Genomic DNA, 22,886 nt, shown 5'->3' on the forward strand with positions numbered 1-22,886 from the left:
TCCGCCCCTGACAGCCGGGTGCTTCAGCCACATGCCGGAACGGTGATCCAGCGTCAAGACATCCCGCCGTCGCTGCTCGATACTCCGCTCAAGGGTCTTCTCGCAGTCAATGGCACCGGCAGCCACCCACACCATTCAATCCTTCACTGAAGATTGTCATCCCTTCACCAAGAAACGGCACGCATGCTACCTTCAGAGGTAGTTCGGGCCCCGCTTCGCGGGGCCCATCGCCGTTTCTAGGGGTGACGTGTTGGCCATTGTTGGGTGGCGTTGGAAGTGCACGGTGGAATGAAGGTGTACGCCGGCCCGCCGGCCGCGGCCCGGCAGTACCTGGAGGCCGGCTGCGGCCGGGCCGATGACTACTACCTGGCCGAGGGGACCGGGTTCGCCCGCCGTTTCACCGCCAGTGCGGGTGGCGTGCGGGAGCTGGCGCCGTTGACCGGCGACGGCTACGAAACCTGGGTCGCCGGCCACGACCCGGCGACCGGGGAGCCACGCGGGCAGCTGCGCACCGACGAGCACGCCGTGCGGTTCGTCGAGGTGGTGGTCAACGGTCCGAAGACCTGGTCGCTGGCGGCCGCGCTGCATCCGGACATCGCCGCGGCGTACGAGGCCGCGCAGGACCGCGCCGCCGGGCAGATCGTCGCCTGGCTGGCGGAGCACGCGACCACCCGGGTCGGGCCGCGGGGCGGGCAGGTGCAGGTGCCGGTGGAGGTGCTGGAGGCGGTGACGGTGCGGCACTACACCTCCCGGGCGCAGGATCCGCACTGGCATCTGTATCTGCAGATCCTGGCCCGGGTGTTCGCGGCTGGGAAATGGCGGGGCCTGCACACCGTCGGTGTCCGGGATTCGCTGAATGGGATCAACGGGCTCGGGCACGCCGCGATGGCCTGTGATCCGGAATTGAACGGCGCCTTCGCCGCGCACGGATACACGAAGGACACCACTGGAGAGATCCGGGAGCTCTCCGAGTATGTCGGCCCGTTCAGTGCGCGGCACGCGCAGATCGCCCGGAATGTGGACCGCTACGAACGGGAATGGGCCGCTGCGCACCCCGGCGAACACCCCGGCCCGGCGCTGCGCCGTGCGTGGGACGCGCGGGCGTGGGCAGACGGGCGCCCGGACAAGGTGATCCCGCAGCCCGGGGCGAAGCTGACCGAACGCTGGCGGACGGACTTGGACGCCCTGGGCTACCGGCCTCGCGACCGACCCGTCGCGCTGCACCCGACCCCGATCGGCGCCCTGGACCGACAGGCGGCGGTGGAGCGGGTGCTCGCGAGGCTGGCCGCGGGCCGCTCGGCGTGGAACGCCGCGGATGTTCGCGGGGAGGTGGAGCGGCTGATCGCCGCCGCAGGTGTCGTGGCCGAGGGGGCGGTGCGCATTGAGCTGGCCGAGGACCTCACCGCCCGCGCCTTCGCCTGCTGCGTGCCGCTGCTGCCGCGGGACGGGGTGCCCGAGCACATCCGGGCCTGGACCTCCCGCCCGGTGCTCGCCACCGAGGCCGAGCTGACCGCCCGGCTCGGCGCCCGCCGGACCGGGCCGCCTGGTGTGCCGCCGCAGCGCCTGTAACCGGCGGGCCCGCCGGCAGACCCGGCCGGCTGGCTGGACGCGGGGCAGGCCGCGGCGGTCACCGCGCTGGCCGGGGACCGGCCGCTGGTCGTGGTCGAGGGCGCGGCCGGCGCCGGCAAGACCACCACCCTCGCCGCCGCCCGGCAGGCTCTCGAGGGCCAGGGGCGGCGACTGACGGTGGTGACCCCGACGCTGAAGGCGGCCCGCGTCGCGGCCGGCGAGGTCGGCGCCGCGGCCGGGTCTGCGGCCTGGCTGGCCTTCCGGCACGGCTGGCGCTGGAATGACGACGGCGCCTGGACCCGGCTCGAGATCGGCCAGCCCGACCCGACCACCGGCACCGTGTACAGCGGGCCGACCGAGTCCGCGCGGCTGGCCACGGGGGATCTGCTGGTCGTCGACGAGGCCGGCATGCTCGACCAGGACACCGCCCGCGCCCTGCTCACCGTCGCTGACGAGGCCGGCGCCCGGATCGCGCTGCTCGGCGACCGCCACCAGCTGCCCGCGGTCGGCCGCGGCGGCCTGCTCGACCTCGCCGCGACAGCCGCCGGCCCGGCCGGCTGCCTGACCCTGGAGACGGTGCACCGCTTCACCCTCACCCTGCCCGACGGCCACCGGCTGCCCGACCGCGAGTACGCGGACCTGACCCTGGCCATGCGCGCCGGCGCCGATCCCGGCGCGGTGTTCGACGCCCTGGCCGCCCGCGGCCAGATCCGACTCCACCCCAACGCCCACGAGCTGCGGGAGGCGCTGGCCGGAGTCGCCGCCCAAAGCCCGGGTGTGGCCGCGGTGGTCGACACCCGCGAACAGGCCGCAGAGGTCAGCGCCGTCATCCGGGACCGTCTGGTCGCCCACCGACGGGTCGACGACACCCGGGTGGCCATCACCGGGGCCGGCCAGCGGATCGGCGGCGGCGACCGGATCGCCACCCGCCGCAACGACCCCGACCTTGACGTGGCCAACCGCGACACCTGGACCGTCACCGCCGTCGGCCGACACGGCGAACTCGTTGTTACCCCGGCCGGTCCTGCAACCGGGGACGTTCCCGGCGGTGTCACCCCTGACCCACGAGAGTCGCGTGTGCTGCCCGCCGACTACGTCACCGCGCACGTGGAGCTGGCCTACGCGGGCACGGCGCACGGGGTGCAGGGTGAGACGGTCGCCGCCGCGCACGTGGTGGTCGGCGAGCACACCGGGGCGGCGTCGGCCTACGTGGGCATGACCCGCGGCCGGGAAACCAACATCGCCCACCTCGTAGCCGCCGACATCGAGGAGGCCCGGGAACAGTGGGTGGCCGTGTTCGGCCGCGACCGGGCCGATCTCGGCCCCGCGCACGCCGCCGGGCTCGCCGCCGCCGAGGCCGCCCGCTACGCCCCATCGCGCCCGCTGGAGGATGTGCTGGCCCAGCTGCGCACGGCGTGGACGGCCGAGCAGCGCTGCCTTCAGCGACTTGCCTACTGGGAGCCGCAGCGCGACACGTTGTGGCAGGTCGTCGCGCTCGACGCCCCGCACGCCGGCGAACTCGCGCAACTCGCAGCCGCCCGTGATCAGACGGCGCTCGCAGCGGATGAGGCCGGACAGCGGGCCGGGGACAGCGGTGCCTCGGTCGCCGCCCACACCGAAGAGCTTCGCGACACCCTGCTCGCGCGCTGGGACGGTGAACGTGACGCCGCGCGCGCGGCCGCGAGAGTCATGTGCGATGGCCCGGGCCGGCTCGGCCTCCGCCGGGGCGCAGTGGCCCGGGCCGGCGAGCAGCTCACCGACTGGGCCGACCGGTGGCGGCCACACGTGCCGTCCCTGCCCACCGAACCCGGTGAGCTCGCCCCGGTTGCCGGCTGGTTCGACGACCGGCCCGCCCTGTGGGAGACGTTCAGCACCTCCGCACGCCTGATCGCCGAACACGCCCACCCCGAACACGCGCAGCTTTGCGCGGCCGCCGACGCCGCCCGGAACGCGCACGAGCAGGCCTGGCGCGCACTGGCCGAGGCCACCCGCCGACGCGATGAGCGGCTCGACTCGTTGGGGCCCGTGGCCTGGACCTCCGACCCGGCCGGCCGGCTCACCGACCTCGACCGCGAAATCGCCGCCACTCGCCAGCAGCTCACCGACGTACGCGCGCGCATCTCACATCTGACCTCCGAGCCGGCTCTCCTCGCCCAGCCCGCTGAACGGCTCGCCGTCGAACGCGACACCTGGTGCGCAGAGCGCGAAGACCACCGGCGTCAGCGCCGCACATCCACCCCGCGGCCGTCCAGCTCCCCCCCCCCGGGCGTGGCTCGGCCGCGGCCCGAGCCCCCGTCGCTGTCCGAGCCCCGTCCCAGCATCGGTCCCTCCCGCGGCCGATGACCCCCCACTCCGTCCCGCCGGGAACGTCGCGCGCCGCGGCGACGTCCCTGCCTGGGTCAATGCCCAGCGCGACCTGGACAAGCGCAAGTGACCTTGACGTCGAGTGTTGTGTCGGACCTGCAGGCGAACGTGTGCCTGTTTCTGGAGTGCTCGCTCTGTCGCCGCGACGGCCGAGCCGAGGAGGACAAGGAGGGCCCCCGATGGCCGTAGTCATTGACCGGTGGCGGCGGCGGGACCGCGCGACCGGGAAGCTCGTTCCCACTGCGCGCGACGGCAGGGGGTTGCGCTACCTGTCGCACCTCCGCGATGCCGCTGGACGTGAGGTCACCAAGGCCTTCGTGCTGAAGCGAGACGCGCAGCGGTGGCTCGACGAGCAGACGGCGGACATGGTCCGGGGCACGTACGTGCACCCCACCGCGGTCAAGACGACGGTCGGGGAGTGGTGCGAGACATGGCTGTCCGGCTACGCCAGCAGACGTCCCAGAACCGTCCGACAAGCGCGGGTGCACATCGCGCGGATCACGACCACCTTCGGCAACCGTCCCTTGGCCGCGGTGCGCCCGTCGGATGTGAAGTCCTGGACGGCCAGGCTCAAGGCTGACGGCCTTGCTGACAGCTACGTCTACGCGCTCCACAACCGGCTGTCGCAGCTGATGAGCGACGCCGTCCATGACGGCATCCTGGCGCGCAACCCTTGTTCCCGACGTACGACTCCGGGCGCCGGCAAGCCCCGCCCCTACGTCGCCACCACCGAGCAGGTGTGGGCGCTGCATGATGCCGTCGCCGAGCACCTGCGACCGGCGATCCTGCTCGGCGCCTTCGTCGGTCTGCGGACAGCCGAGGCCGTGGGCCTCCGGGTGGTGGACGTTGACTTCATGCGCGGCGTCGTCAGGCCAGTGCAGCAGCGGGACGGCGAGCCGTTGAAGTCCGAAACCAGCCGGACCCCGCTGCCGATCCCGTCCGAGCTGGCGCTTGAGCTTTCCGCTGCGGTGGCCAGGTCGGGCGGCGACTACGTCGTCACGGACGGCGCTGGGCGGCAGTCCTCAACGTGGGCCATCGAACGGGCGGTGCGGGCGGCGCGATCGAAAGTCGAAGAGTTGCCGGAAGGGTTCCGCTTCCACGACCTCCGGCACTACCTGGCCTCACTGCTCATCGGTAGCGGCCTCGACGTGAAGGTCGTCCAACATCGGCTCCGGCACGGGTCAGCGAAGACGACCTTGGACACCTACGGCCATCTATGGCCCGACAGCGACGAGTCCGCACGAGCCGCCGTGGGTGCAGTGCTGGCGGCTCGTGCGGACTGTCTGCGGACTGGCGAACCCTGACCGCTAGGAAGTGCAGGTCAGAGGGCCGGTTTCGTCAGATGTCGTAGTACATGGCGAACTCGTGCGGGTGCGGGCGGAGGCGGATCGGGGTGATCTCGTTCTCCCGCTTGTACTCGATCCAGGTCTCGATGAGGTCCGGGGTGAACACGCCACCGTCGAGCAGGTAGTCGTGGTCCACCTCGAGCCGGTCGAGGACGGCGTCCAGGGACGCGGGCACCTTCTCGATGCCCAGGGCCTCCTCGGGCGGCAGCTCGTAGAGGTCCTTGTCGACCGGGGCCGGGGGCTCGATCTTGTTCTTCACGCCGTCCAGGCCGGCCATCAGCATCGCCGAGAAGGCGAGGTAGGGGTTGGCCGACGGGTCGGGCACGCGGAACTCGATGCGCTTGGCCTTCGGGTTGTCGCCCGAGATCGGGATCCGGGTGCACGCCGAGCGGTTGCGCGCGGAGTAGACCAGGTTGATCGGGGCCTCGAAGCCGGGCACCAGGCGGTGGTAGCTGTTGACCGTCGGGTTGGTGAAGGCCAGCAGCGACGGGGCGTGCTTGAGCAGGCCGCCGATGTAGTGGCGAGCCATGTCCGACAGGCCCGCGTAGCCGGTCTCCGCGGCGAAAAGCGGGATGCCGTCCTTCCACAGCGACTGGTGGCAGTGCATGCCCGAGCCGTTGTCGCCGAACAGCGGCTTGGGCATGAACGTCGCCGTCTTGCCGTGCGCCCAGGCGGTGTTCTTGATGATGTACTTGAACAGCATCAGGCTGTCGGCCGAGCGCAGCAGGGTGTCGAACTTGTAGTTGATCTCGGCCTGCCCGCCGGTGCCCACCTCGTGGTGGCCGCGCTCGAGCTCGAGGCCCGCGTTGGCCAGGTTCATCATCATGGCCGAGCGCAGGTCGCTCTGGTGGTCGGTCGGCTCGACGGGGAAGTACCCGCCCTTCTGGCGGGTCTTGTAGCCCAGGTTCGGGCCCACGCCGTTCTCGCCGGTCGCCGAGCCCGAGTTCCAGGAACCCTCGACGGCGTCGATGTGGTAGTAGCCCTCGTTGATCGAGGTGTTGTGGCGCACCGAGTCGAAGACGTAGAACTCGGCCTCGGGGCCGAAGTACGCCGTGTCGGCGATGCCGGAGCTGGCCAGGTAGGCCTCGGCCTTCTTCGCCACGTTCCGCGGGTCGCGGGAGTAGGACTCCCGGGTGATCGGGTCGTGGATGAAGAAGTTGACGTTCAGCGTCTTGTAGGTCCGGAACGGGTCCACGAAGGCGCTGTTCGCGTCGGGCAGCAGCAGCATGTCCGACTCGTTGATGGCCTGGAACCCGCGGATCGACGAACCGTCGAACCCGAGTCCGTCGGTGAAGGTGTCCTCCCCGAAGGTCTCCGCCGGGATGGTGAAGTGCTGCATGACGCCGGGGAGGTCGCAGAACCGGACGTCGACGAACTTGACGTCGTTGTCCTGGATGTACTTCGTGACCTCGTCGGGAGAGTTGAACATCGATCCTCCGGGGGTGGGCGGACGGCCGACTCGGAAGCTACGAGCGAGGAGTTGCCCTCGGGTGTCCCGCATGTTTCCTCGCGGTAACACCGGCTCCGGCGTGTCGCGGTGATCCCGGGGAGCGGGCCGCGGACGCCGTCACCGGGTCACCGCCGTCGGTCGTCCTACGCTGGCGGCATGGTCAGGGACGAGACACCACCCTCTCAGGGCCGCGTCCGGGGAGCCGCGCTGGGCCTGCCCGCGACCGGTCCGGGTTCCGTCGCCGGCTTCGGTGCCCGCGCGGTGGCGTTCGTCGTCGACGCGCTGCTGGCCGCCGTGGTCGCCGCCGCGGTGGTGCAGGGCATCCCGGAGAACTGGAGTCTGCTGTCCTTCGGCCTGATCACCGTCGTGTCGCTGGTGCTCGTGGGCCGCACGCCGGGGCAGGCGCTGCTCAAGCTGCAACTGGCCCACCCCCGGCAGGGTGAGCGGGTCGCGCTGTGGCGGGCCGTCGTCCGGACCGCGCTGCTGATGCTGCTCGTGCCCGCCCTCGTGGTGGACGGCGACGGTCGCGGCCTCCACGACCGCCTGACCCAGACCGCCGTCATCCGCTCCGTCTGACCACTGCTCGGTCGTGACGAGGGGGCCCGGAGGGTCCCCGAGGATCGACGGACGCGCTCAGCCCACCCGGGGGACGGCACCTGGCCGCGGTGCGATCCGGAGGATCGCGATGTGCGCAGCCCGCTTACCGACGGCGCATCTGGCGCTGGCTGACCGACATCTGGCGGCCGCCGGGCATCGGGCCGCCGGGGATCGGCATCCGGGCACCGCCCAGGGCGTTCATCCGCTTGCCCAGGCTGTTGACCTCGGCGCCGTCCAGGTTGCGCGGCAGCTTCATCACGTGCGAGGACAGCTTCTTCAGCGGGACCTGGCCCTCGCCGTCGCCCACGGTGATGTCGTAGATCGGGGTGTCGCCGACCACCTTGGCGATGCGGCGCTTCTCCTGGGCGATGAGCGGGCGCACACGCTGCGGCTGGCCCTCGGCGACCAGGATGATGCCGGGCCGCCCCAGCACCCGGTGGACGGCGTCGAGCTGGGCGGTGCCGGCGACGCCGGAGGAGACCCGCCAGTCACCGCGCATGCCCTCCAGGACCCAGGCGGCTGCGCCGGGCTGACCCTCGACCTGGCGGTAGGCCGAGCCCTGCGCGCGGCGGCTGAAGACGATCAGCGCGGCCAGGAGGCCCAGCAGGATCGCGATCGGGATGAACAGCAGCGGCGCGCCGAAGAGGATCGCGACCAGCTCGACGACGGCGGCGACCACCACGAAGGCGATCAGCATGATCCAGGGCAGCTTGGGGTCGTTCTTGTACGTCAGCTTGTAGGCCTGCTTGATCTGGCCCAGCGACGTCGTGAACTTCTTCCAGCGACCGACCTTGGGCTTGCCGTCCTTGCCGAGCTTCTGGCCCGCGCCGGACGCCTTGCTGCCGGTCGACTTCCCGCCGGACGCCACGGCACCCTTGCCCTTGCTCGTCGCGGGGGCCGGGGTGTCTGTGGGCTTGCTGCGTGCCATGCGCCCGAGGATACGGCCCCGGTGCCCCGACGCCGTGCGCCCGTCGCCGGAGCTGCCCGTCAGACCGCGGGGGTGAGCCCGCGCGCCTCGACGGCCTGCTGGTAGAGCCGGCCGGCGCGGTAGGAGCTGCGGACCAGCGGCCCGGCCAGCACGCCCGGGAAGCCGATCTCCTCCGCTTGGGCGGCGAAGTCGACGAACTCCTGCGGCTTGACCCAGCGGACGACGGGGTGGTGCCGCGGGCTGGGGCGCAGGTACTGCGTGATGGTCAGCAGGTCGCAGCCGGCGTCGTGCAGGGCCTGCATGGTCTCGGTGACCTCGTGCGGCTCCTCGCCCATGCCCAGGATCAGGTTGGACTTGGTGACCAGGCCGGCCTCGCGGGCGGCGGTGATCACGGCGAGCGAGCGCTCGAAGCGGAAGCCGGGGCGGATGCGCTTGAAGATCCGCGGCACCGTCTCCACGTTGTGCGCGAGCACCTCGGGGCGGGAGGAGAAGACCTCGGCCAGCTGGTCGGGCTCGGCGTTGAAGTCCGGGATCAGCAGCTCGACGCCGCAGCCGGGGACCTGGGCCTTGATCTGGCGGACGGTCTCGGCGTACAGCCAGGCCCCGCCGTCCTCGAGGTCGTCGCGGGCGACGCCGGTGATCGTGGCGTACCGCAGCTGCATCGTGGCGACGCTCTCGGCGACCCGGCGGGGCTCGTCGCGGTCGAAGTCCGCGGGCTTGCCGGTGTCGATCTGGCAGAAGTCGCAGCGCCGGGTGCACTGGTCACCGCCGATGAGGAAGGTGGCCTCGCGGTCCTCCCAGCACTCGTAGATGTTGGGGCACCCGGCCTCCTCGCACACCGTGTGCAGGCCCTCGCGCTTCACCAGCGACTTGAGCTCGGTGTACTCGGGCCCGGTCTTCAGCCGGGTCTTGATCCACTCGGGCTTGCGCTCGATCGGGGTCTGGGAGTTGCGGACCTCCAGGCGCAGCAGCTTGCGGCCGGCCGGCTCGATCGTGGCGCTCATGATCGCCACGGTACGCCTGTGCGCCGGTCCTGCAGATGCGACGAGGGGCACCCCGGCCGTGGCCGGGATGCCCCTCGCGGGCGTGCTGGGGGTGCTGCTCGATCAGCCCTCGCGGCCCAGCGGGGGCTTGTCGAGGGTCTCCGCGCTGGGGACGGTGTTCACCTGCGGCGCGCCGTCGTCCGAGGTCGACTGCGCGTCGTGGTGCTTGCCGTCGCGCCAGCCCAGGTCGGTGCTCTCCGGGGTGGCGTCGCCGGGGGCGTCCTCGGCCGTGGAGACTGCCTGGCCGCCGTCGGTCGGGGTGGTCGAGTCGTCGGCGGGGTCGTCGGTGGTCGGCACGGGGTCCTCCCGGTAGGTGGGCACCGGACCGTCGCCGGTGGGGGCAGGGGTCCACGGGTCGTCGGCCGCGGTGGCCCGCCGGACGACGGCGAACACCGCGCCGCCGACGCCGAGCGCGACGAGCAGCCACGGCCAGCGGCGCGGCTTCTTCTCGATGCCGACGGCCCGCTTGAGCGAGGTCGAGGTCGCCGCGGCCTGCTTGCGGGTGTCCTTGCCGGCCTTCTGCGCGGCCTTGGCGAGCTCCTTGCGGCGCTTCTCGGCCTTCTTGGACAGCTTGTCGGCCTTCTTGCCTACGGCCTTGCGGTTGGCCTCGGCGGCCGACCGCAGCTCGGCCACGCGGGCGGCAGCCTGGTCGCGGGCGGCCTCGGCGGCCGCGGCGGCATCGGAGCGGGCCGAGGTGGCCTGCTTCTTCACCGTCTTGGCCCGTGCCGCGGCGTCCTTCTGCAGCTGGGCGGCCGTCTTCGCGGCCTGCTTGCGCGCCCTGCGGGTGGTCTCACCGCTGTCGGCCGCGGCTGCGGCGACGGTGCTGCCGGCGGCCGTGGCGGCCGAGGCGAGCTCGGCACGACGGGCCTCGAGCTCGCCACGGGCGGTCTCCAGCGTCGCGACGAGGTTGCCCTTGGCGTTGTGCAGCGCCGGGGCGGCGGCGTCGCGCGCGGCCTCGAAGCGCGGGCCGACGGCGGCCTGCACCCGGGGGGCGAGGTCCTTCTCGAAGGTCTTCTGCGCGTTCTTGGCCAGCTCCTCCAGGCGCGGGCCGGCGGTGTCCCGGGCCTCGGCCAGCTTGGGACCGGCGGCGGCGACGGCGGTGGCCACCCCGGCGGCGGCCGCGTCGCGGGCGGCCTCCAGGCGCGGGACGACGTCCTTCTCGTAGACCTTCTGGGCGTTCTTCAGCTGCGGCGCCAGCGACTTCTGCGCGGCCTCCAGGCGGGGCTCGAGCGCGTCGCGGGCGGCCTCCAGACGGGGGCTCACCGCGGCCACGGCGGCCTCGATGCGGGGGGCGACGTCCTTCTCGAGCGTCTTCTGCGCGGACTTGGCAGCGGCCTCGTACCGCGGGCCGAGGTGCTCGGCGGTGGCCCGGCTCGCCTCGCCGACCGCGGAACCGATGTGCGCGAGGCCCTCCTGCAGTTCTGCGCCGATGACCTGGGCATGGCTCTTCTTGCGGAACACGAGTGCACCTCCGAGTTGATCGTCTCGGGTCATCCTGCCCGCAACCAGGCCGGACCACACCCTGGAGCACCAGGTGTGACCTGCGGCGCCCCCGCCGGGCGTGCCAGCCTGGGGTCATGCAGCTGCGCGTGTTCACCGAGCCCCAGCAGGGTGCGACCTACGACGACCTCCTCGCCGTGGCCCGGCGGGCGGAGGAGACCGGCTTCGACGCCTTCTTCCGCTCCGACCACTACCTGGCCATGGGCGGGGACGGGCTGCCCGGGCCGACCGACGCCTGGTTGACCCTGGCCGGGCTCGCCCGCGAGACCAGCACCATCCGGCTGGGCACCCTGATGACCGCCGGCACCTTCCGGCTGCCCGGGCCGCTGGCGATCTCGGTGGCGCAGGTCGACCAGATGAGCGGCGGCCGGGTGGAGCTTGGCCTCGGTTCGGGGTGGTTCGAGGCCGAGCACACCGCCTACGGCATCCCGTTCCCCCCGCTGCGCGAGCGCTTCGACCGCTACGCCGAGCAGCTGGCCGTGGTGACCGGCCTCTGGTCCACGCCGCCGGGGGAGACCTTCTCCTTCGCCGGCGAGCACTACGCGGTGGTGGACTCCCCGGCGCTGCCCAAGCCGGTGCAGCCCGGCGGCATCCCGGTGCTGGTGGGCGGCCGCGGCAAGGAGCGGACGCCGGCCCTCGCGGCGCGGTACGCCCAGGAGTTCAACACCCCCTTCGCCTCCGCCCCCGACGCCGCCGTCCTGTTCGAGCGGGTGCGGGAGGCCTGCCGGGCGGTCGACCGGGATCCGGCCGACCTGGTGCTCAGCTCCGCGCTCGTGCTCTGCGTGGGCGCCGACGACGCCCAGCTGGCCCGCCGGGCGGCCGCGATCGGCCGGGACGTGGACGAGCTGGTCGCGAACGGCGTCGCCGGGTCACCTGCGCAGGCGGTGGACACCCTGGGCCGGTTCGCCGAGGCCGGCGCGACGCGGGTGTACCTGCAGGTGCTCGACCTGGCCGACCTGGACCACCTCGACCTGGTCGCCGAGCAGGTGGCCCCGCAGCTGGGCTGATCAGGCGATCGCGCGCGGGTCCCGTCCCTGCCACGCCACCAGCGCCTCCAGGGGGCTCGCGTCGGCGGGCGCGGCCACCTCGGGGCCGAACGGGAAGCCCGGCGGGCGCTCGCCCCGGGGCAGCAGCTGGTGGCTGGCCGCCGAGCCGACCGCCACGACGTCGTCGGCCACCACGACCGGACGACCGACGGCGGTGCCGACGTCCCAGGCGTGGGTGACCAGCTCGCCGACGTAGGTCGCCAGCAGGGCGGCGCCGGGCATGGTGCCTGCGGGGTGCGCGAGCTCGCGGGTGAGCAGCGCCGGGTCCGACCAGACGGCGAGCGCGTCGTCGGCGGCCGTGCGCAGCGCCCCGTCGACGTCCTCGACGGGGGCGGGCACCGGCGGGACATCGGCCGGTGCGCCGCCGCGGCCGACGTGGGCGACCCGGCGGAACACCGTGAGCAGGTGCCCGCGCAGGGCGGCGACGTCGAGCTCGGTGCAGGGCGTGGACCGGCCGAGGTCCTGTGCGGGGAGGTCCAGGACGACGTCGAGGGTCGCCCGGGTGGCGGCGGCGAAGGCCGCACGGGGGTCGCTGGTGGAGGTCATGGACCCACCCTCGTGGCTGAACAGGCCACCTCGTGGCCGGTTCTGGGGGCAGGATCACCGGTGTGCGCGCCGACCGGCTGATCGCCGTCCTGCTGCTCCTGCAGCGGCGCGGCCGGGTGACGGCCGCCCAGGTCGCCGCCGAGCTGGAGATCTCCGAGCGCACGGCCCGGCGCGACCTGGAGGCCCTCGGTCTGGCCGGCGTCCCGGTCTACAGCTCTCGGGGCCGAGGTGGCGGCTGGGCCCTGGTGGGCGGCGCCCGCACCGACCTCACCGGGCTCACCCAGCCCGAGGCGCAGGCCCTGTTCCTCACCGCCGGGCGCAGCGACACCGCGGCCGGCCGGGCCGGCCTGCGCAAGCTGCTGGCCGCGCTGCCGTCGGCGTGGCAGGCCGAGGCGGAGCGGGCGGCCGGCGCCGTGCTGGTGGACACGGCGTCGTGGGGCGGGCCGCCCGAGCCGGACCCGCCCTGCCTGGCGGCGCTGCTGCGGGCGGTGGTCGACGGCGAGCAGGTGGAGCTGTCCTACCGCGGCCCGGCCGGGTCGAGCAGCCGTGCGGCCTCCCCGCTGGGCCTGGTCAGCAAGGACGGGCGCTGGTACCTGCTGGCCGGCACCGCCGCCGGCGAGCGCACCTTCCGGCTGGACCGGGTCACCGCGACCCGTCCGCTGGATGTGCCGGTGCAGCGGCCGGAGGGCTTCGACCTGCGCCGGGCGTGGGAGCGCCGCCGGGGTGAGTTCGAGCGGGACCGGCACGTCGAGCGCACCGGCGTGCTGGTCGACCCCGGTCTGCTGCCGCGGTTGCGCACACTGCTGGGCCACCGGCTGGTCGAGGGTGCACCGGTCGCGGACGACGGCCGGGTGCCGGTCCAGGTGCTGGGTCCGGTGCCCGAGGTGGTGGCGCTCGAGCTGGCCGGCTTCGGCGCCCGTGCGGAGGTCACCGACCCGGCCGGCCGGGCCCAGCTGCGCCGGCTGGCCGCCGAGCTGGCTTCGCTGTACGGGCCCGGGCCGGGGGCGGGGTAACCTCGCGGCGTGTCCGGTGGACTGCTCCTTCCGAGGCCGTGCTGAGCGCACCTCCTGCGTCAGCACGGCAACCCCTCCTGCGTGAGGGGTTTTTTCATGCCCACCCACCGGCACCGGCACCCCAGGAGCACCGACCATGAGCGACACCGTCCCCGCGCACCGGTACACCCCGGAGCTGGCGCAGCAGATCGAGCTGGCCTGGCAGGACCGCTGGGAGGCCGAGGGCACTTTCCGCACGCCCAACCCGACCGGCCCGCTGAGCGACGGCTTCGAGCGGGTGGCCGACCGGCCCAAGGCGTTCCTGATGGACATGTTCCCGTACCCGTCGGGCGCCGGGCTGCACGTCGGCCACCCGCTGGGCTACCTGGGCACCGACGTGACCAGCCGGTTCCTGCGCATGGACGGGCACAACGTGCTGCACCCCATGGGCTTCGACGCCTTCGGGCTGCCGGCCGAGCAGTACGCGGTGCAGACCGGTCAGCACCCGCGCGTCACCACCGAGGCCAACATCGCGGCGATCTCCGCGCAGCTGCGCCGCCTGGGCGTCGACCACGACACCCGCCGCACCTTCGCGACCATCGACCCGGGCTACTACAAGTGGACCCAGTGGATCTTCACCCAGATCTTCGGCGCGTGGTTCGACACGGTCGCCGGGAAGGCCCGGCCCATCGCCGAGCTGGTCGCCGAGCTGGACGCCGGCACCCGTGAGCCCGACACCAACCCCTTCGACCGGCCCTGGGCCGAGCTGACCGAGGTCGAGCGCCGCCAGGTCGTCGACCTGCACCGGCTGGCCTACCTGAACCAGGCCCCGGTGAACTGGTGCCCCGGGCTGGGCACCGTGCTGTCCAACGAGGAGGTCACCGCCGACGGGCGCTCCGAGCGCGGCAACTTCCCGGTCTTCCGGCGCCCGCTGACCCAGTGGATGATGCGGATCACCGCCTACTCCGAGCGGCTGCTGACCGACCTGGACCGGCTGGATTGGTCGGACTCGCTCAAGCAGATGCAGCGCAACTGGATCGGCCGGTCCACCGGCGCCCGGGTGCGGTTCGGCGACATCGAGGTGTTCACCACCCGCCCGGACACCCTGTTCGGCGCCACCTACCTGGTGCTCGCCCCCGAGCACCCGCTGGTCGAGGCGCTGACCGCCGACGCGTGGCCCGCGGACGCCGACCCGCGCTGGACGGCGGGGGCGGCCACCCCGGCCGAGGCCGTGGCGGCCTACCAGCTGCAGGCCTCGCGGCGCTCGGAGCTGGACCGCCAGGCCGAGGGCCGGGAGAAGACCGGCGTCTGGCTGGGGACGACGGCGGTCAACCCGCTGACCGGCGCCGACCTGCCCGTCTTCGTCGCCGACTACGTGCTGACCGGCTACGGCACCGGCGCGATCATGGCCGTGCCCGGCGAGGACACCCGCGACTTCGAGTTCGCCGAGGTCTTCGGCCTGCCGGTGGTGCGCACCGTGCAGCCCCCGGAGGACTTCGCGGGCGGGGCCTACACCGGCACCGGCCCCATGATCAACAGCTCCAACGACCGGCTGTCCCTGGACGGGCTGGACAAGGCCGCCGCCATCGCCACGGTGACCGGGTGGCTGGTGGCCAACGGGTACGGCGAGGCGACCACGACCTACAAGCTGCGCGACTGGCTGTTCAGCCGGCAGCGCTACTGGGGCGAGCCGTTCCCGATCGTCTACCCGGTCGACGGACCGGACGCCGGCCTGCCGGTCGCCGTCCCGGTCCAGCAGCTGCCGGTGCTGCTGCCCGACGTCGACGACTACTCGCCCAAGACGTTCGCCGACGACGACGCCACCTCGGCACCCGAGCCGCCGCTGTCGCGCGCGACCGAGTGGACGACGGTGGAGCTGGACCTGGGCGACGGCCCGCGCACCTACCGCCGCGAGACCAACACGATGCCCAACTGGGCCGGGTCGTGCTGGTACTACCTGCGCTACCTGGACCCGGCCGACGACGAGCGCTTCGTCGACCCGGAGCTGGAGGCCTACTGGATGGGCCCGCGCAGCGAGGGCGACGTCGGTGGTGTCGACCTGTACGTCGGCGGCGTGGAGCACGCCGTCCTGCACCTGCTGTACGCCCGGTTCTGGCACAAGGTGCTCTTCGACCTGGGCCACGTCAGCTCCGAGGAGCCGTTCCGCCGGCTGGTCAACCAGGGCTACATCTCCGCCTACGCCTACACCGACGCGCGGGGCTTCCACGTGCCCGCCGCCGACGTGGTGGAGCGGGACGGCGGCTACTTCTACGAGGGCGCCCCCGTCGACCGCGAGTACGGGAAGATGGGCAAGAGCCTGAAGAACGTGGTCACCCCCGACGAGATGACGGCGGCCTACGGGGCCGACACGTTCCGGGTGTACGAGATGTCCACCGGCCCGCTGGAGCAGTCCCGTCCGTGGGAGACCAAGGCCGTGGTCGGGTCGCAGCGGCTGCTGCAGCGGATCTGGCGGGTCGTCGTCGACGAGGTGACGGGTGAGGTGCGGGCCGCCGACGAGGCGCCGTCGATCGACACGCTGAAGGCGCTGCACCGCGCGGTGGACGGCGTCCGCGACGGCATGACGACGCTGCGGTTCAACATCGCCATCGCCCGGATCACCGAGCTGACCAACCACCTGACCCAGACCTACGGGCAGTCCGGGCCGGTGCCGCGCCAGGTGTGCGAGTGGCTGACCCTGCTGGTCGGACCGCTGGCCCCGCACCTGTCCGAGGAGCTGTGGTCCCGCCTGGGGCACACCGGGTCCTCGGCGTGGGCGTCGTTCCCGGTGGCCGACCCGGCCTACCTGGTCGACGACACCGTGCAGATCGCCGTCCAGGTCAACGGCAAGGTGCGCGCCCAGCTGGACGTGCCCGCCGACGCCGACGCCGCGGCCCTCGAGGCCGTCGCGCTGGCCGACCCGAGGATCGCCGAGCTGCTGGTGGGCAAGACGGTGCGCAAGGTCGTCGCCGTCCCCGGCCGGTTGGTCAACGTCGTCGCGAACTGAGGAAGGACCCCCTCGCCGCCCGGGACTCAGGCGGCGGGGGAGATCCGGATCATCGCGCGGCGCTCCTGGCGGCGCAGGAGGCCGACCAGGCGGCCGGCGCCGTAGGTGATCCGCCACTGCCAGCCGTACCGGCGGGCCAGCGGCGCGATCGCGGCCGACCACTCCGCCGGCGGCAGCAGCCGGGCCTGCGCGTCGACGGCGTCGCCCTGCAGGTTCCCGCGGACGTCGCACGGGGCCACGGTCACCCGGGTGGTGTGCCGCAGCCGCTTGACCTTGCCGGAGTCGGCGCGGGTCCACACCACGAGGTCCCCGCCGTCCGGCGCCGCCCACACCGGGGTGGCGACCGGGTCGCCGGTCCGGCGGAAGGTGGTCAGGCTGACGTAGCGGCTGGTCGGGAGGGCGGTCACGACGCCAGGACAGGGGCGAGGACCGGGGAGAGGACGGCGAGCATCTCCTCCTCGACGGCGTCCACCACCTCGGACACCGGGACGTCGCGGCCCAGCTCGGCGGTCAGCGAGGTGACCCCGGCGTCGACGATCCCGCACGGGATGATGCCGCCGAACCCGGCCGCCAGGTCGGGGTCGCAGTTGAGCGCGAAGCCGTGCATGGTCACCCCGCGCGCCACCCGGACACCGATCGCGGCGATCTTGCGGTCCGGGCCGCGGGAGTCCGCCCGCACCCAGGCGCCGCTGCGGCCCTCGACCTGCTCGGTGGCCACCCCGAACCGCGCGCACACCGCGATCAGCGCGACCTCGAGCCGGCGGACGTGGGCGACCACGTCGAGCTGCCCGGCGAGCTTGACGATCGGGTACCCCACCAGCTGGCCGGGACCGTGCCAGGTGATCTTGCCGCCGCGGTCCACGTCCACCACCGGGGTGCCGTCCTGCGGTCGCTCGTGCGGCTCGGTGCGCTTGCCGGCGGTGTAGACGGCCGGGTGCTCCAGCAGCAGCATCGTGTCCGGGCCGGTGCCGGCCACGCGCGCCGCGTGCAGCTCGCGCTGGCGGTCCCACGCCTCCTGGTAGTCGACGAGGCCCGCCCGGATCACCTGCAGCTCGGTCACCGGTCCAGCGTAGGCCCGGCCGGGTGCAGCCGGCGCAGCACGGCGCGGGCGGTGCGGGCCCCCGAGGCCATCGCGCCCTGGATCGACGGGGTGTCCCGGTGGTCGCCGCAGACGAACAGGCCCTCGCCGAGGTCGACCGGTCGCCGGTGCTGCAGCGGGGGCAGCGCCGCGGGCTGCGCGCCGGTGACCGTGACGCTGGTCAGGTGCTCCAGGTCGGTGGTCGCCACCCCCTGGGCGCGGGCCACCTCCTCGCGCACCTGCGCCTCGGTGGTGGGGTCCAGCGTCGAGCTGGCCACCAGGGCCCGGCCGTCGGGGCTGTAGGCGGGCTGGGCGTCGCTCACCACCACGGAGTTCACCAGCCGGCCGCCCGGTGCGCCCAGCACGATGAGCGGGGCCTCCCACGGCGAGCGCGGCAGCACGTGCAGGTGGGTGGTGACCTGCCGGGGCGCGGATGCCTGCACCGCCGGCAGCAGGCGGGACGCGGTCGCCGGGTCGGTGGCCACGACCACCGCGTCGGCCCGGGTCTCGCCCTCGGCGGTGCGGACGGAGGTGCCGGTCACCGCGGTGACCTCGGTCGACAGGTGCCGGGCGTGCGCCGGCACCCGCTCGGCCAGCTGCTCGCCGACGGCCTGCATGCCGCGGGCGGGCAGCCCGATCCGGCCGCGCACGAAGCTGCGCCACAGCAGGTCCAGGTACCGGCTGGAGGTGGCCAGCTCGGACTCCAGGAGCACCCCGGACAGGAAGGGCCGGAAGAACCGCTCGAGGGCGAGCTCGCCGACCCCGGCGCGCCGCAGCGCGTCGATCGCCGGTCGCTCGTCGGCGGCCAGCAGCCGGGCGACCGGCAGGTAGCCGGCGCGGGCGGAGAACAGCCCGATGGCGGCCTCCTGCAGCAGGTTGCCGATCGGGGCCCGGACGGTGTCCACCACCGCGGTCGGGTGCCGCCGGGGGTCGACCACCCGGTGCGGGGTGCCGTCGACCCGGATGACCGCGCCGGTCCAGAACCAGCCCAGGTCCAGCGCGGCCAGGTCGAGGTCGGCGGCGCGGGGGTAGCCGGTGTTGAGGACCTGGAACCCCCGGTCGACGGTGAACCCGTCGACCCGCGTGGTGGTCAGCCGGCCACCGGGGTGGTCGGCGGCGTCGACCAGGTGGACGTCGCGACCCGCGGCGGCCAGCCGGGCGGCCGCGGACGACCCCGCCAACCCGGCACCGACGACGACGACCTCGACCCGAGCTGGCAACGACATGCTCCGAACCTAGGCGGAGGGTCCGTCACCGACCTGTCGAGCTGTGGACCGGCGGGCGGCCTGTGGACAACTCCGGGCCGGGTCGCCGCGGTGTCCTAGCGTCCGGCCCATGCCGCTCGTCGACCCCGCACCCGGCCCCTGCCCGGTCGTCCCGGGCTACGTGCTGGAGGAGCTCCTGGGCCGCGGCGGCACCGGGGAGGTCTGGCGCGCCCGGCCCCGCGGCAGCGGGCCGCCGGTCGCGGTCAAGGTGCTCCGGCAGGGCGACCCGGAGCGGCAGGTCCGCGAGGCCGGCCTGCTGGCCGAGCTCGACCACCCGCACCTGGTCCGGCTGCACCAGGTGGTCCGGCGACGGACCCCGGCCGGTGAGCAGGTCGCCCTGGTCCTCGACCTGCTGGCCGGTGGCAGCCTCGCTGCGCTGCTCGCCGCCCGGGGTCGACTGCGGCCCGGCGAGGTGGTCACCGCAGTCGCCCCGGTGGCGGCGGCCCTGGCCCACCTGCACGACCGGGGCGTGGTGCACGGCGACCTGTCCCCGGGCAACGTGGTGTTCACCGCCGAGGGCCGTCCGGTGCTCACCGACCTCGGCGTGGCCCGGGTGCTCGGCGAGCCGGGGAGCGGCGAGGTCACCCCGCCCTACGTCGACCCGGTGGTGGCCCGTGGTGGCGCGGCCGGACCGGCCTCCGACGTCTTCGGTGTGGCCGCGGCCGCCTTCCACGCCCTGACCGGCATCCCGCCCTGGAACGCCGCGGGGGCGGGGGACACCCTCAGGGTCGCCGCCTCCGGCCAGGTGCCCGACCTGCGGTTGCTGGCCCCGGGTGCCCCGGCGGAGCTGGTGGAGGTCGTGGAGCGCGGGTTGTCCCCGTACCCGCACCTGCGGGGATCGGCTGCGGCGTTCGCGCTGGACCTGCGGCACTCCTGCCGGCCCGAGCGGGTCGTGCTGGCCGCCCCCGGGGTCGACCCCGCGGCGCTGGGCCGCACGGGCGGGATCTCGCGGACCGAGCTGACCCACCAGGTCCGGCGGCCACCCCGTGCGCACGCGGCGCCGGGGTCGGCGAGCCGGTGGGCCCGGGCCCGGGCGCGCCTGCCGATCGGGGACCGCGTGCGCACCAGGGGATCCGGTGCCCGCGGGGGTGTCGCGCGCCGGGGAGCTGCGGTCCTCGCGGTGGTCGCCGTGCTGCTGGGCGCGGTGTGGCTGGGGGCCCGGTGGGGGAGCACCGACGCCCCGGTCCCGGCAGCCAGCACCGCCGCGGCGCTCGGGACCACCGCCGGCGCGACCACCACGGCGCCGCCGACGGCCCCACCACCCGCGCCCGCCGTCCCGCCGGGCCAGGAGGTGTCCGCGGACTCGACGGCGGTCCCGGCTGACACCGGTGCCTGGGCGGTGCTGCTGGGCGAGCTGTACGCCCGCCGGGCCGCGGCGTTCACCGAGGGCCGGGCCGACGGGTTGGACGGCGTCTTCGCCCCCGGCAGCGCGCTGGCCGCCACCGACCGGACCCGGCTGACCGAGCTGCAGGTCGCCGGTGAGCAGCTGCAGGGCTTCGCGCCCCAGGTGGTCGCCGTGACCGCGGCGACCACCGACGACGCCGGCGTGCGCCTGGAGCTGTCCGAGGAGATCCCCGCCTACGCGGTGGTGGCCGGCACCGGCGAGCGGACCGAGGTGCCCGGGCAACCGGGCCGACCGGTGGCCATGACGCTGCTCCGCACGCCGCAGGGGTGGCGGATCGACACCGCGCAGCTGTCCCCGTGAGGGGTCAGCGGGCGCCGACCGCCCACCGCAGCGCGGACTCCACGTCGCCGTGGGTGAAGGTGAACCCGGCATCCATCAGCACCCGCGGCAGCGCCCGCTGCCCGGCCAGGACGCCGAGCTGGGCGAACTCGCCGAGGACGAGCGAGAGCGCGAAACCGGGCACCGGCAGCAGGGCCGGCCGGTGCAGCACGCGCCCCAGGGCCTTGGCGAACGCCGCGTTGGTCACCGGCTCCGGGCCGGTGAGGTCCACCGGACCGGCGACGTCGGCGGTGAGCAGGAAGCGGATGGCGTCCACCTCGTCGCGCAGGCTGATCCAGGGCCAGTACTGCTTGCCCGAGCCCATCGGGCCGCCGACGCCGAGGGAGAACAGCGGCTTGAGCTTGGCCATCAGACCGCCCTCGCCCAGCACCAGCCCAGTGCGCAGGTGCGCCACCCGCACCCCGGCGGCCTCGGCGGGGGCGGTGGCGGCCTCCCACTGCACGCACACGTCGGCCAGGAAGTCCGTCCCGGCCGGGCTGGTCTCGTCCAGCATGCGGTCGCCGCCGTCGCCGTAGAAGCCGACCGCGGACGCCGACAGCAGCACCCGGGGGCGGTCGGGGTCGGCGGCGGCGGCCTGGGCCAGCGCCGAGCTGATCGTGGTGGTGCTGTCGACCCGGCTGGCCACCACCTCCTGCTTGTACCGGTCGGTCCACCGCTTGTCGCCGATGCCGACGCCGGCCAGGTTGACCACCGCGTCCACGTCGGCCAGCAGGCCGGCGTCGACCTGGTGGTGCTCGGGGTCCCAGCGGTGCTCGTCGGCGGTGCGCGGGGTCCGGCGGACCAGGCGGATGACGTCGTGCCCGTCGGCGCGCAGAGCCGGGACGAGCTCGGTCCCCACCAGGCCGGACGAGCCGGTCACGGCGATCTTCATGGTCGGTCGACCTCCGGGTCGGGGGCGTGCGGGGTGGGGGGGAGCAGGGGGTGGTGACACCTCGGGCCCCGGCGGAGCACCGCCGGGGCCCGAGGGAGGGTGCCTACGGGTCAGCTGAGCCCGAGCTCACCGTGGAACTGACCGGCCTCCAGCCGCTCCTTCACCGTGGTGAGGAAGCGGGCGGCGTCGGCGCCGTCGACGATGCGGTGGTCGTAGGACAGCGCCAGGTAGACCATCGAGCGCACGGCGACGACCTCGCCGAGCTCCTCGTCCTGGACCACGACGGCCCGCTTGACCACCGAACCGGTGCCCAGGATCGCGACCTGGGGCTGGTTGATGATCGGGGTGTCGAACAGCGCCCCGCGGCTGCCGGTGTTGGTCAGGGTGAAGGTGCCCCCGCCCAGCTCGTCAGGCGTCACCTTGTTGGTGCGGGTGCGCTCGGCGAGGTCGGCGATCTTGCGGGCGATGCCGGCGATGCTGAGGTCTCCGGCGCCCTGGATGACCGGGACGAGCAGCCCGCGCTCGGTGTCCACCGCGATGCCGAGGTTCTCGGAGTCGTGGTAGGTGACGGTGCCCGCCTCCATGTCCAGCGAGGAGTTCACCGTCGGGTGCGCCTTGAGCGCCTCGACGGCGGCCTTGGCGAAGAACGGCAGGAACGAGAGCTTGACGCCCTCGCGGGCCGCGAAGTCGTTCTTCACCTGGTTGCGCAGGGTGGCGATCCGGGTGACGTCGACCTCGACCACCGTGGTCAGCTGGGCGCTGACCTGCAGCGACTCGACCATCCGCTTGGCGATGACCGACCGCAGCCGGGACATCTTCTCGGTGCGGCCGCGCAGCTTGGTGTCCGGTGCGGGCACCGCGGGGGCGGAGCGGGGAGCGCCGCCCTGGGGAGCCGGTGCCGAGGCGGTCGGGGCCGGGGCGGCCGCAGGGGTCTCCGCCGGCTTCTCGGCGGCGGCCAGCACGTCCTGCTTGCGGATCCGGCCACCGACACCGGTGCCCGACAGCGAGGACAGGTCGACGCCGTGCTCGGCGGCCAGCCGGCGGACCAGCGGCGTCACGTAGGCGCCACCGCCGTCACCGGTCGGGGCCGAGCCCGAGGGCTTGGGTGCCGGCGCCTGCGGTGCGACCTGCGGGGCCGGCTGCGAGGTCGGAGACCCGGCGGGCAGTGCGCCGCTGGAGCCGTAGTCGCCGCCGGGGGTCGAGTTGTCCGTCTGCGCCTCGACCGGGGTGGGCTGCGCCTGCGCGGGGGCGGGCTCCTCGGCCTTCGCCGGCGCGGGCTCGGCCGGCTCCTCGGCCGGTGCCTGCTGCGCCGGTGCCTGCTGCGCCGGAGCCTGCTGCGCCGGGGCCGAGCCGCCGGAGCCGCCGCCGATGATCGCCAGCTGGGCGCCGACGTCCACCGTCTCGTCCTCGCCGACCAGGATCTTGGTCAGCGTGCCCGCGGCGGGCGAGGGGATCTCGGTGTCCACCTTGTCGGTGGAGACCTCCAGCAGGGGCTCGTCGACCTCGACGGTGTCGCCCTCGGCCTTGAGCCAGCGGGTGACGG

General features: G+C 74.1%; 16 protein-coding genes and 1 pseudogene. 7 read left to right on the plus strand and 10 right to left on the minus strand.

The genetic code is table 11. The annotated features are described in order from the left end of the window. The first annotated feature begins 288 nt into the window (after nucleotides 1-288). Nucleotides 289-3,912: pseudogene (gene mobF / locus UXQ13_RS20875) on the plus strand (MobF family relaxase). A gap of 200 nt (nucleotides 3,913-4,112) precedes the next feature. Beyond that, nucleotides 4,113-5,237 carry a site-specific integrase gene (locus UXQ13_RS20880; protein ID WP_336392907.1) on the plus strand — a complete coding sequence of 375 codons (1,125 nt, stop codon included), beginning with the start codon at nucleotides 4,113-4,115 and terminating at the stop codon, nucleotides 5,235-5,237. A 34-nt stretch (nucleotides 5,238-5,271) separates the two neighbouring features. On the opposite strand, the gene glnA is transcribed toward UXQ13_RS20880, so the two are convergent. Next, nucleotides 5,272-6,708, minus strand: a complete 1,437-nt coding sequence (gene glnA / locus UXQ13_RS20885) for a type I glutamate--ammonia ligase (RefSeq protein ID WP_225232078.1) — start codon at nucleotides 6,706-6,708, stop codon at nucleotides 5,272-5,274. 177 nt (nucleotides 6,709-6,885) lie between these two features. Between glnA and UXQ13_RS20890 the strand changes: the two genes are divergently transcribed. Then, nucleotides 6,886-7,305, plus strand: coding sequence for an RDD family protein (locus tag UXQ13_RS20890; protein WP_225232077.1), 420 nt, complete (start codon nucleotides 6,886-6,888; stop codon nucleotides 7,303-7,305). 124 nt (nucleotides 7,306-7,429) lie between these two features. Here UXQ13_RS20890 and UXQ13_RS20895 read toward each other — a convergent pair whose 3' ends face one another. From UXQ13_RS20895 to UXQ13_RS20905, 3 genes are all read right to left on the minus strand, one after another. Further along, the gene (locus UXQ13_RS20895; protein ID WP_225232076.1) at nucleotides 7,430-8,254 is read right to left on the minus strand and encodes a DUF4191 domain-containing protein; all 825 of its coding nucleotides are present in this window, start codon (nucleotides 8,252-8,254) and stop codon (nucleotides 7,430-7,432) included. Between the two features lie 59 nt (nucleotides 8,255-8,313). Then, complete coding sequence (gene lipA / locus UXQ13_RS20900; RefSeq protein ID WP_225232075.1) at nucleotides 8,314-9,258, minus strand: lipoyl synthase; 945 nt, start codon at nucleotides 9,256-9,258, stop codon at nucleotides 8,314-8,316. Between the two features lie 102 nt (nucleotides 9,259-9,360). Next, a complete protein-coding gene (locus UXQ13_RS20905; RefSeq protein WP_225232074.1) occupies nucleotides 9,361-10,758 on the minus strand; it encodes a hypothetical protein in 1,398 nt (465 codons plus the stop codon). Nucleotides 10,759-10,874: 116 nt separating this feature from the next. Between UXQ13_RS20905 and UXQ13_RS20910 the strand changes: the two genes are divergently transcribed. Beyond that, nucleotides 10,875-11,804: an LLM class F420-dependent oxidoreductase gene (locus UXQ13_RS20910; protein WP_225232073.1), complete on the plus strand. Its 930-nt coding sequence runs from the start codon at nucleotides 10,875-10,877 to the stop codon at nucleotides 11,802-11,804. On the opposite strand, the gene UXQ13_RS20915 is transcribed toward UXQ13_RS20910, so the two are convergent. Continuing rightward, the gene (locus tag UXQ13_RS20915; protein ID WP_336392908.1) at nucleotides 11,805-12,389 is read right to left on the minus strand and encodes a TIGR03086 family metal-binding protein; all 585 of its coding nucleotides are present in this window, start codon (nucleotides 12,387-12,389) and stop codon (nucleotides 11,805-11,807) included. It abuts the gene before it with no gap. Nucleotides 12,390-12,451: 62 nt separating this feature from the next. On the opposite strand from UXQ13_RS20915, the gene UXQ13_RS20920 reads away from it, so the two are divergent. Further along, the gene (locus UXQ13_RS20920; RefSeq protein WP_225232071.1) at nucleotides 12,452-13,402 is read left to right on the plus strand and encodes a helix-turn-helix transcriptional regulator; all 951 of its coding nucleotides are present in this window, start codon (nucleotides 12,452-12,454) and stop codon (nucleotides 13,400-13,402) included. Nucleotides 13,403-13,538: 136 nt separating this feature from the next. Beyond that, nucleotides 13,539-16,385: a leucine--tRNA ligase gene (gene leuS, locus UXQ13_RS20925; RefSeq protein WP_225232070.1), complete on the plus strand. Its 2,847-nt coding sequence runs from the start codon at nucleotides 13,539-13,541 to the stop codon at nucleotides 16,383-16,385. Nucleotides 16,386-16,411: 26 nt separating this feature from the next. On the opposite strand, the gene UXQ13_RS20930 is transcribed toward leuS, so the two are convergent. Genes UXQ13_RS20930 through UXQ13_RS20940 form a run of 3 tightly spaced genes read right to left on the minus strand, consistent with a single transcriptional unit; the run spans nucleotide 16,412 to nucleotide 18,689 of the window. Then, complete coding sequence (locus UXQ13_RS20930; protein ID WP_225232069.1) at nucleotides 16,412-16,792, minus strand: PPOX class F420-dependent oxidoreductase; 381 nt, start codon at nucleotides 16,790-16,792, stop codon at nucleotides 16,412-16,414. Further along, complete coding sequence (lipB, locus tag UXQ13_RS20935; RefSeq protein WP_225232068.1) at nucleotides 16,789-17,445, minus strand: lipoyl(octanoyl) transferase LipB; 657 nt, start codon at nucleotides 17,443-17,445, stop codon at nucleotides 16,789-16,791. The genes UXQ13_RS20930 and lipB overlap by 4 nt, the downstream gene beginning before the upstream one ends. Then, complete coding sequence (locus tag UXQ13_RS20940; RefSeq protein WP_225232067.1) at nucleotides 17,442-18,689, minus strand: FAD-dependent oxidoreductase; 1,248 nt, start codon at nucleotides 18,687-18,689, stop codon at nucleotides 17,442-17,444. The genes lipB and UXQ13_RS20940 overlap by 4 nt, the downstream gene beginning before the upstream one ends. 109 nt (nucleotides 18,690-18,798) lie before the next feature. Here UXQ13_RS20940 and UXQ13_RS20945 point away from each other — a divergent pair, with 109 nt between their 5' ends. Further along, the gene (locus UXQ13_RS20945) at nucleotides 18,799-20,433 is read left to right on the plus strand and encodes a serine/threonine-protein kinase (RefSeq protein ID WP_336392909.1); all 1,635 of its coding nucleotides are present in this window, start codon (nucleotides 18,799-18,801) and stop codon (nucleotides 20,431-20,433) included. A gap of 4 nt (nucleotides 20,434-20,437) precedes the next feature. Here UXQ13_RS20945 and UXQ13_RS20950 read toward each other — a convergent pair whose 3' ends face one another. Together UXQ13_RS20950 and sucB are read right to left on the minus strand one after the other, a co-directional pair. Next, on the minus strand, nucleotides 20,438-21,343 hold the full coding sequence (locus tag UXQ13_RS20950; protein WP_225232065.1) for a TIGR01777 family oxidoreductase: 906 nt from the start codon (nucleotides 21,341-21,343) through the stop codon (nucleotides 20,438-20,440). 110 nt (nucleotides 21,344-21,453) lie between these two features. Continuing rightward, nucleotides 21,454-22,886 (minus strand): 2-oxoglutarate dehydrogenase, E2 component, dihydrolipoamide succinyltransferase (gene sucB / locus UXQ13_RS20955; RefSeq protein ID WP_336392910.1); only part of this gene is annotated, 1,433 nt, incomplete at its 5' end.

It is taken from the genome of Klenkia terrae, assembly GCF_037083865.1.
Taxonomy (GTDB): Bacteria; Actinomycetota; Actinomycetes; order Mycobacteriales; family Geodermatophilaceae; genus Klenkia; species Klenkia terrae.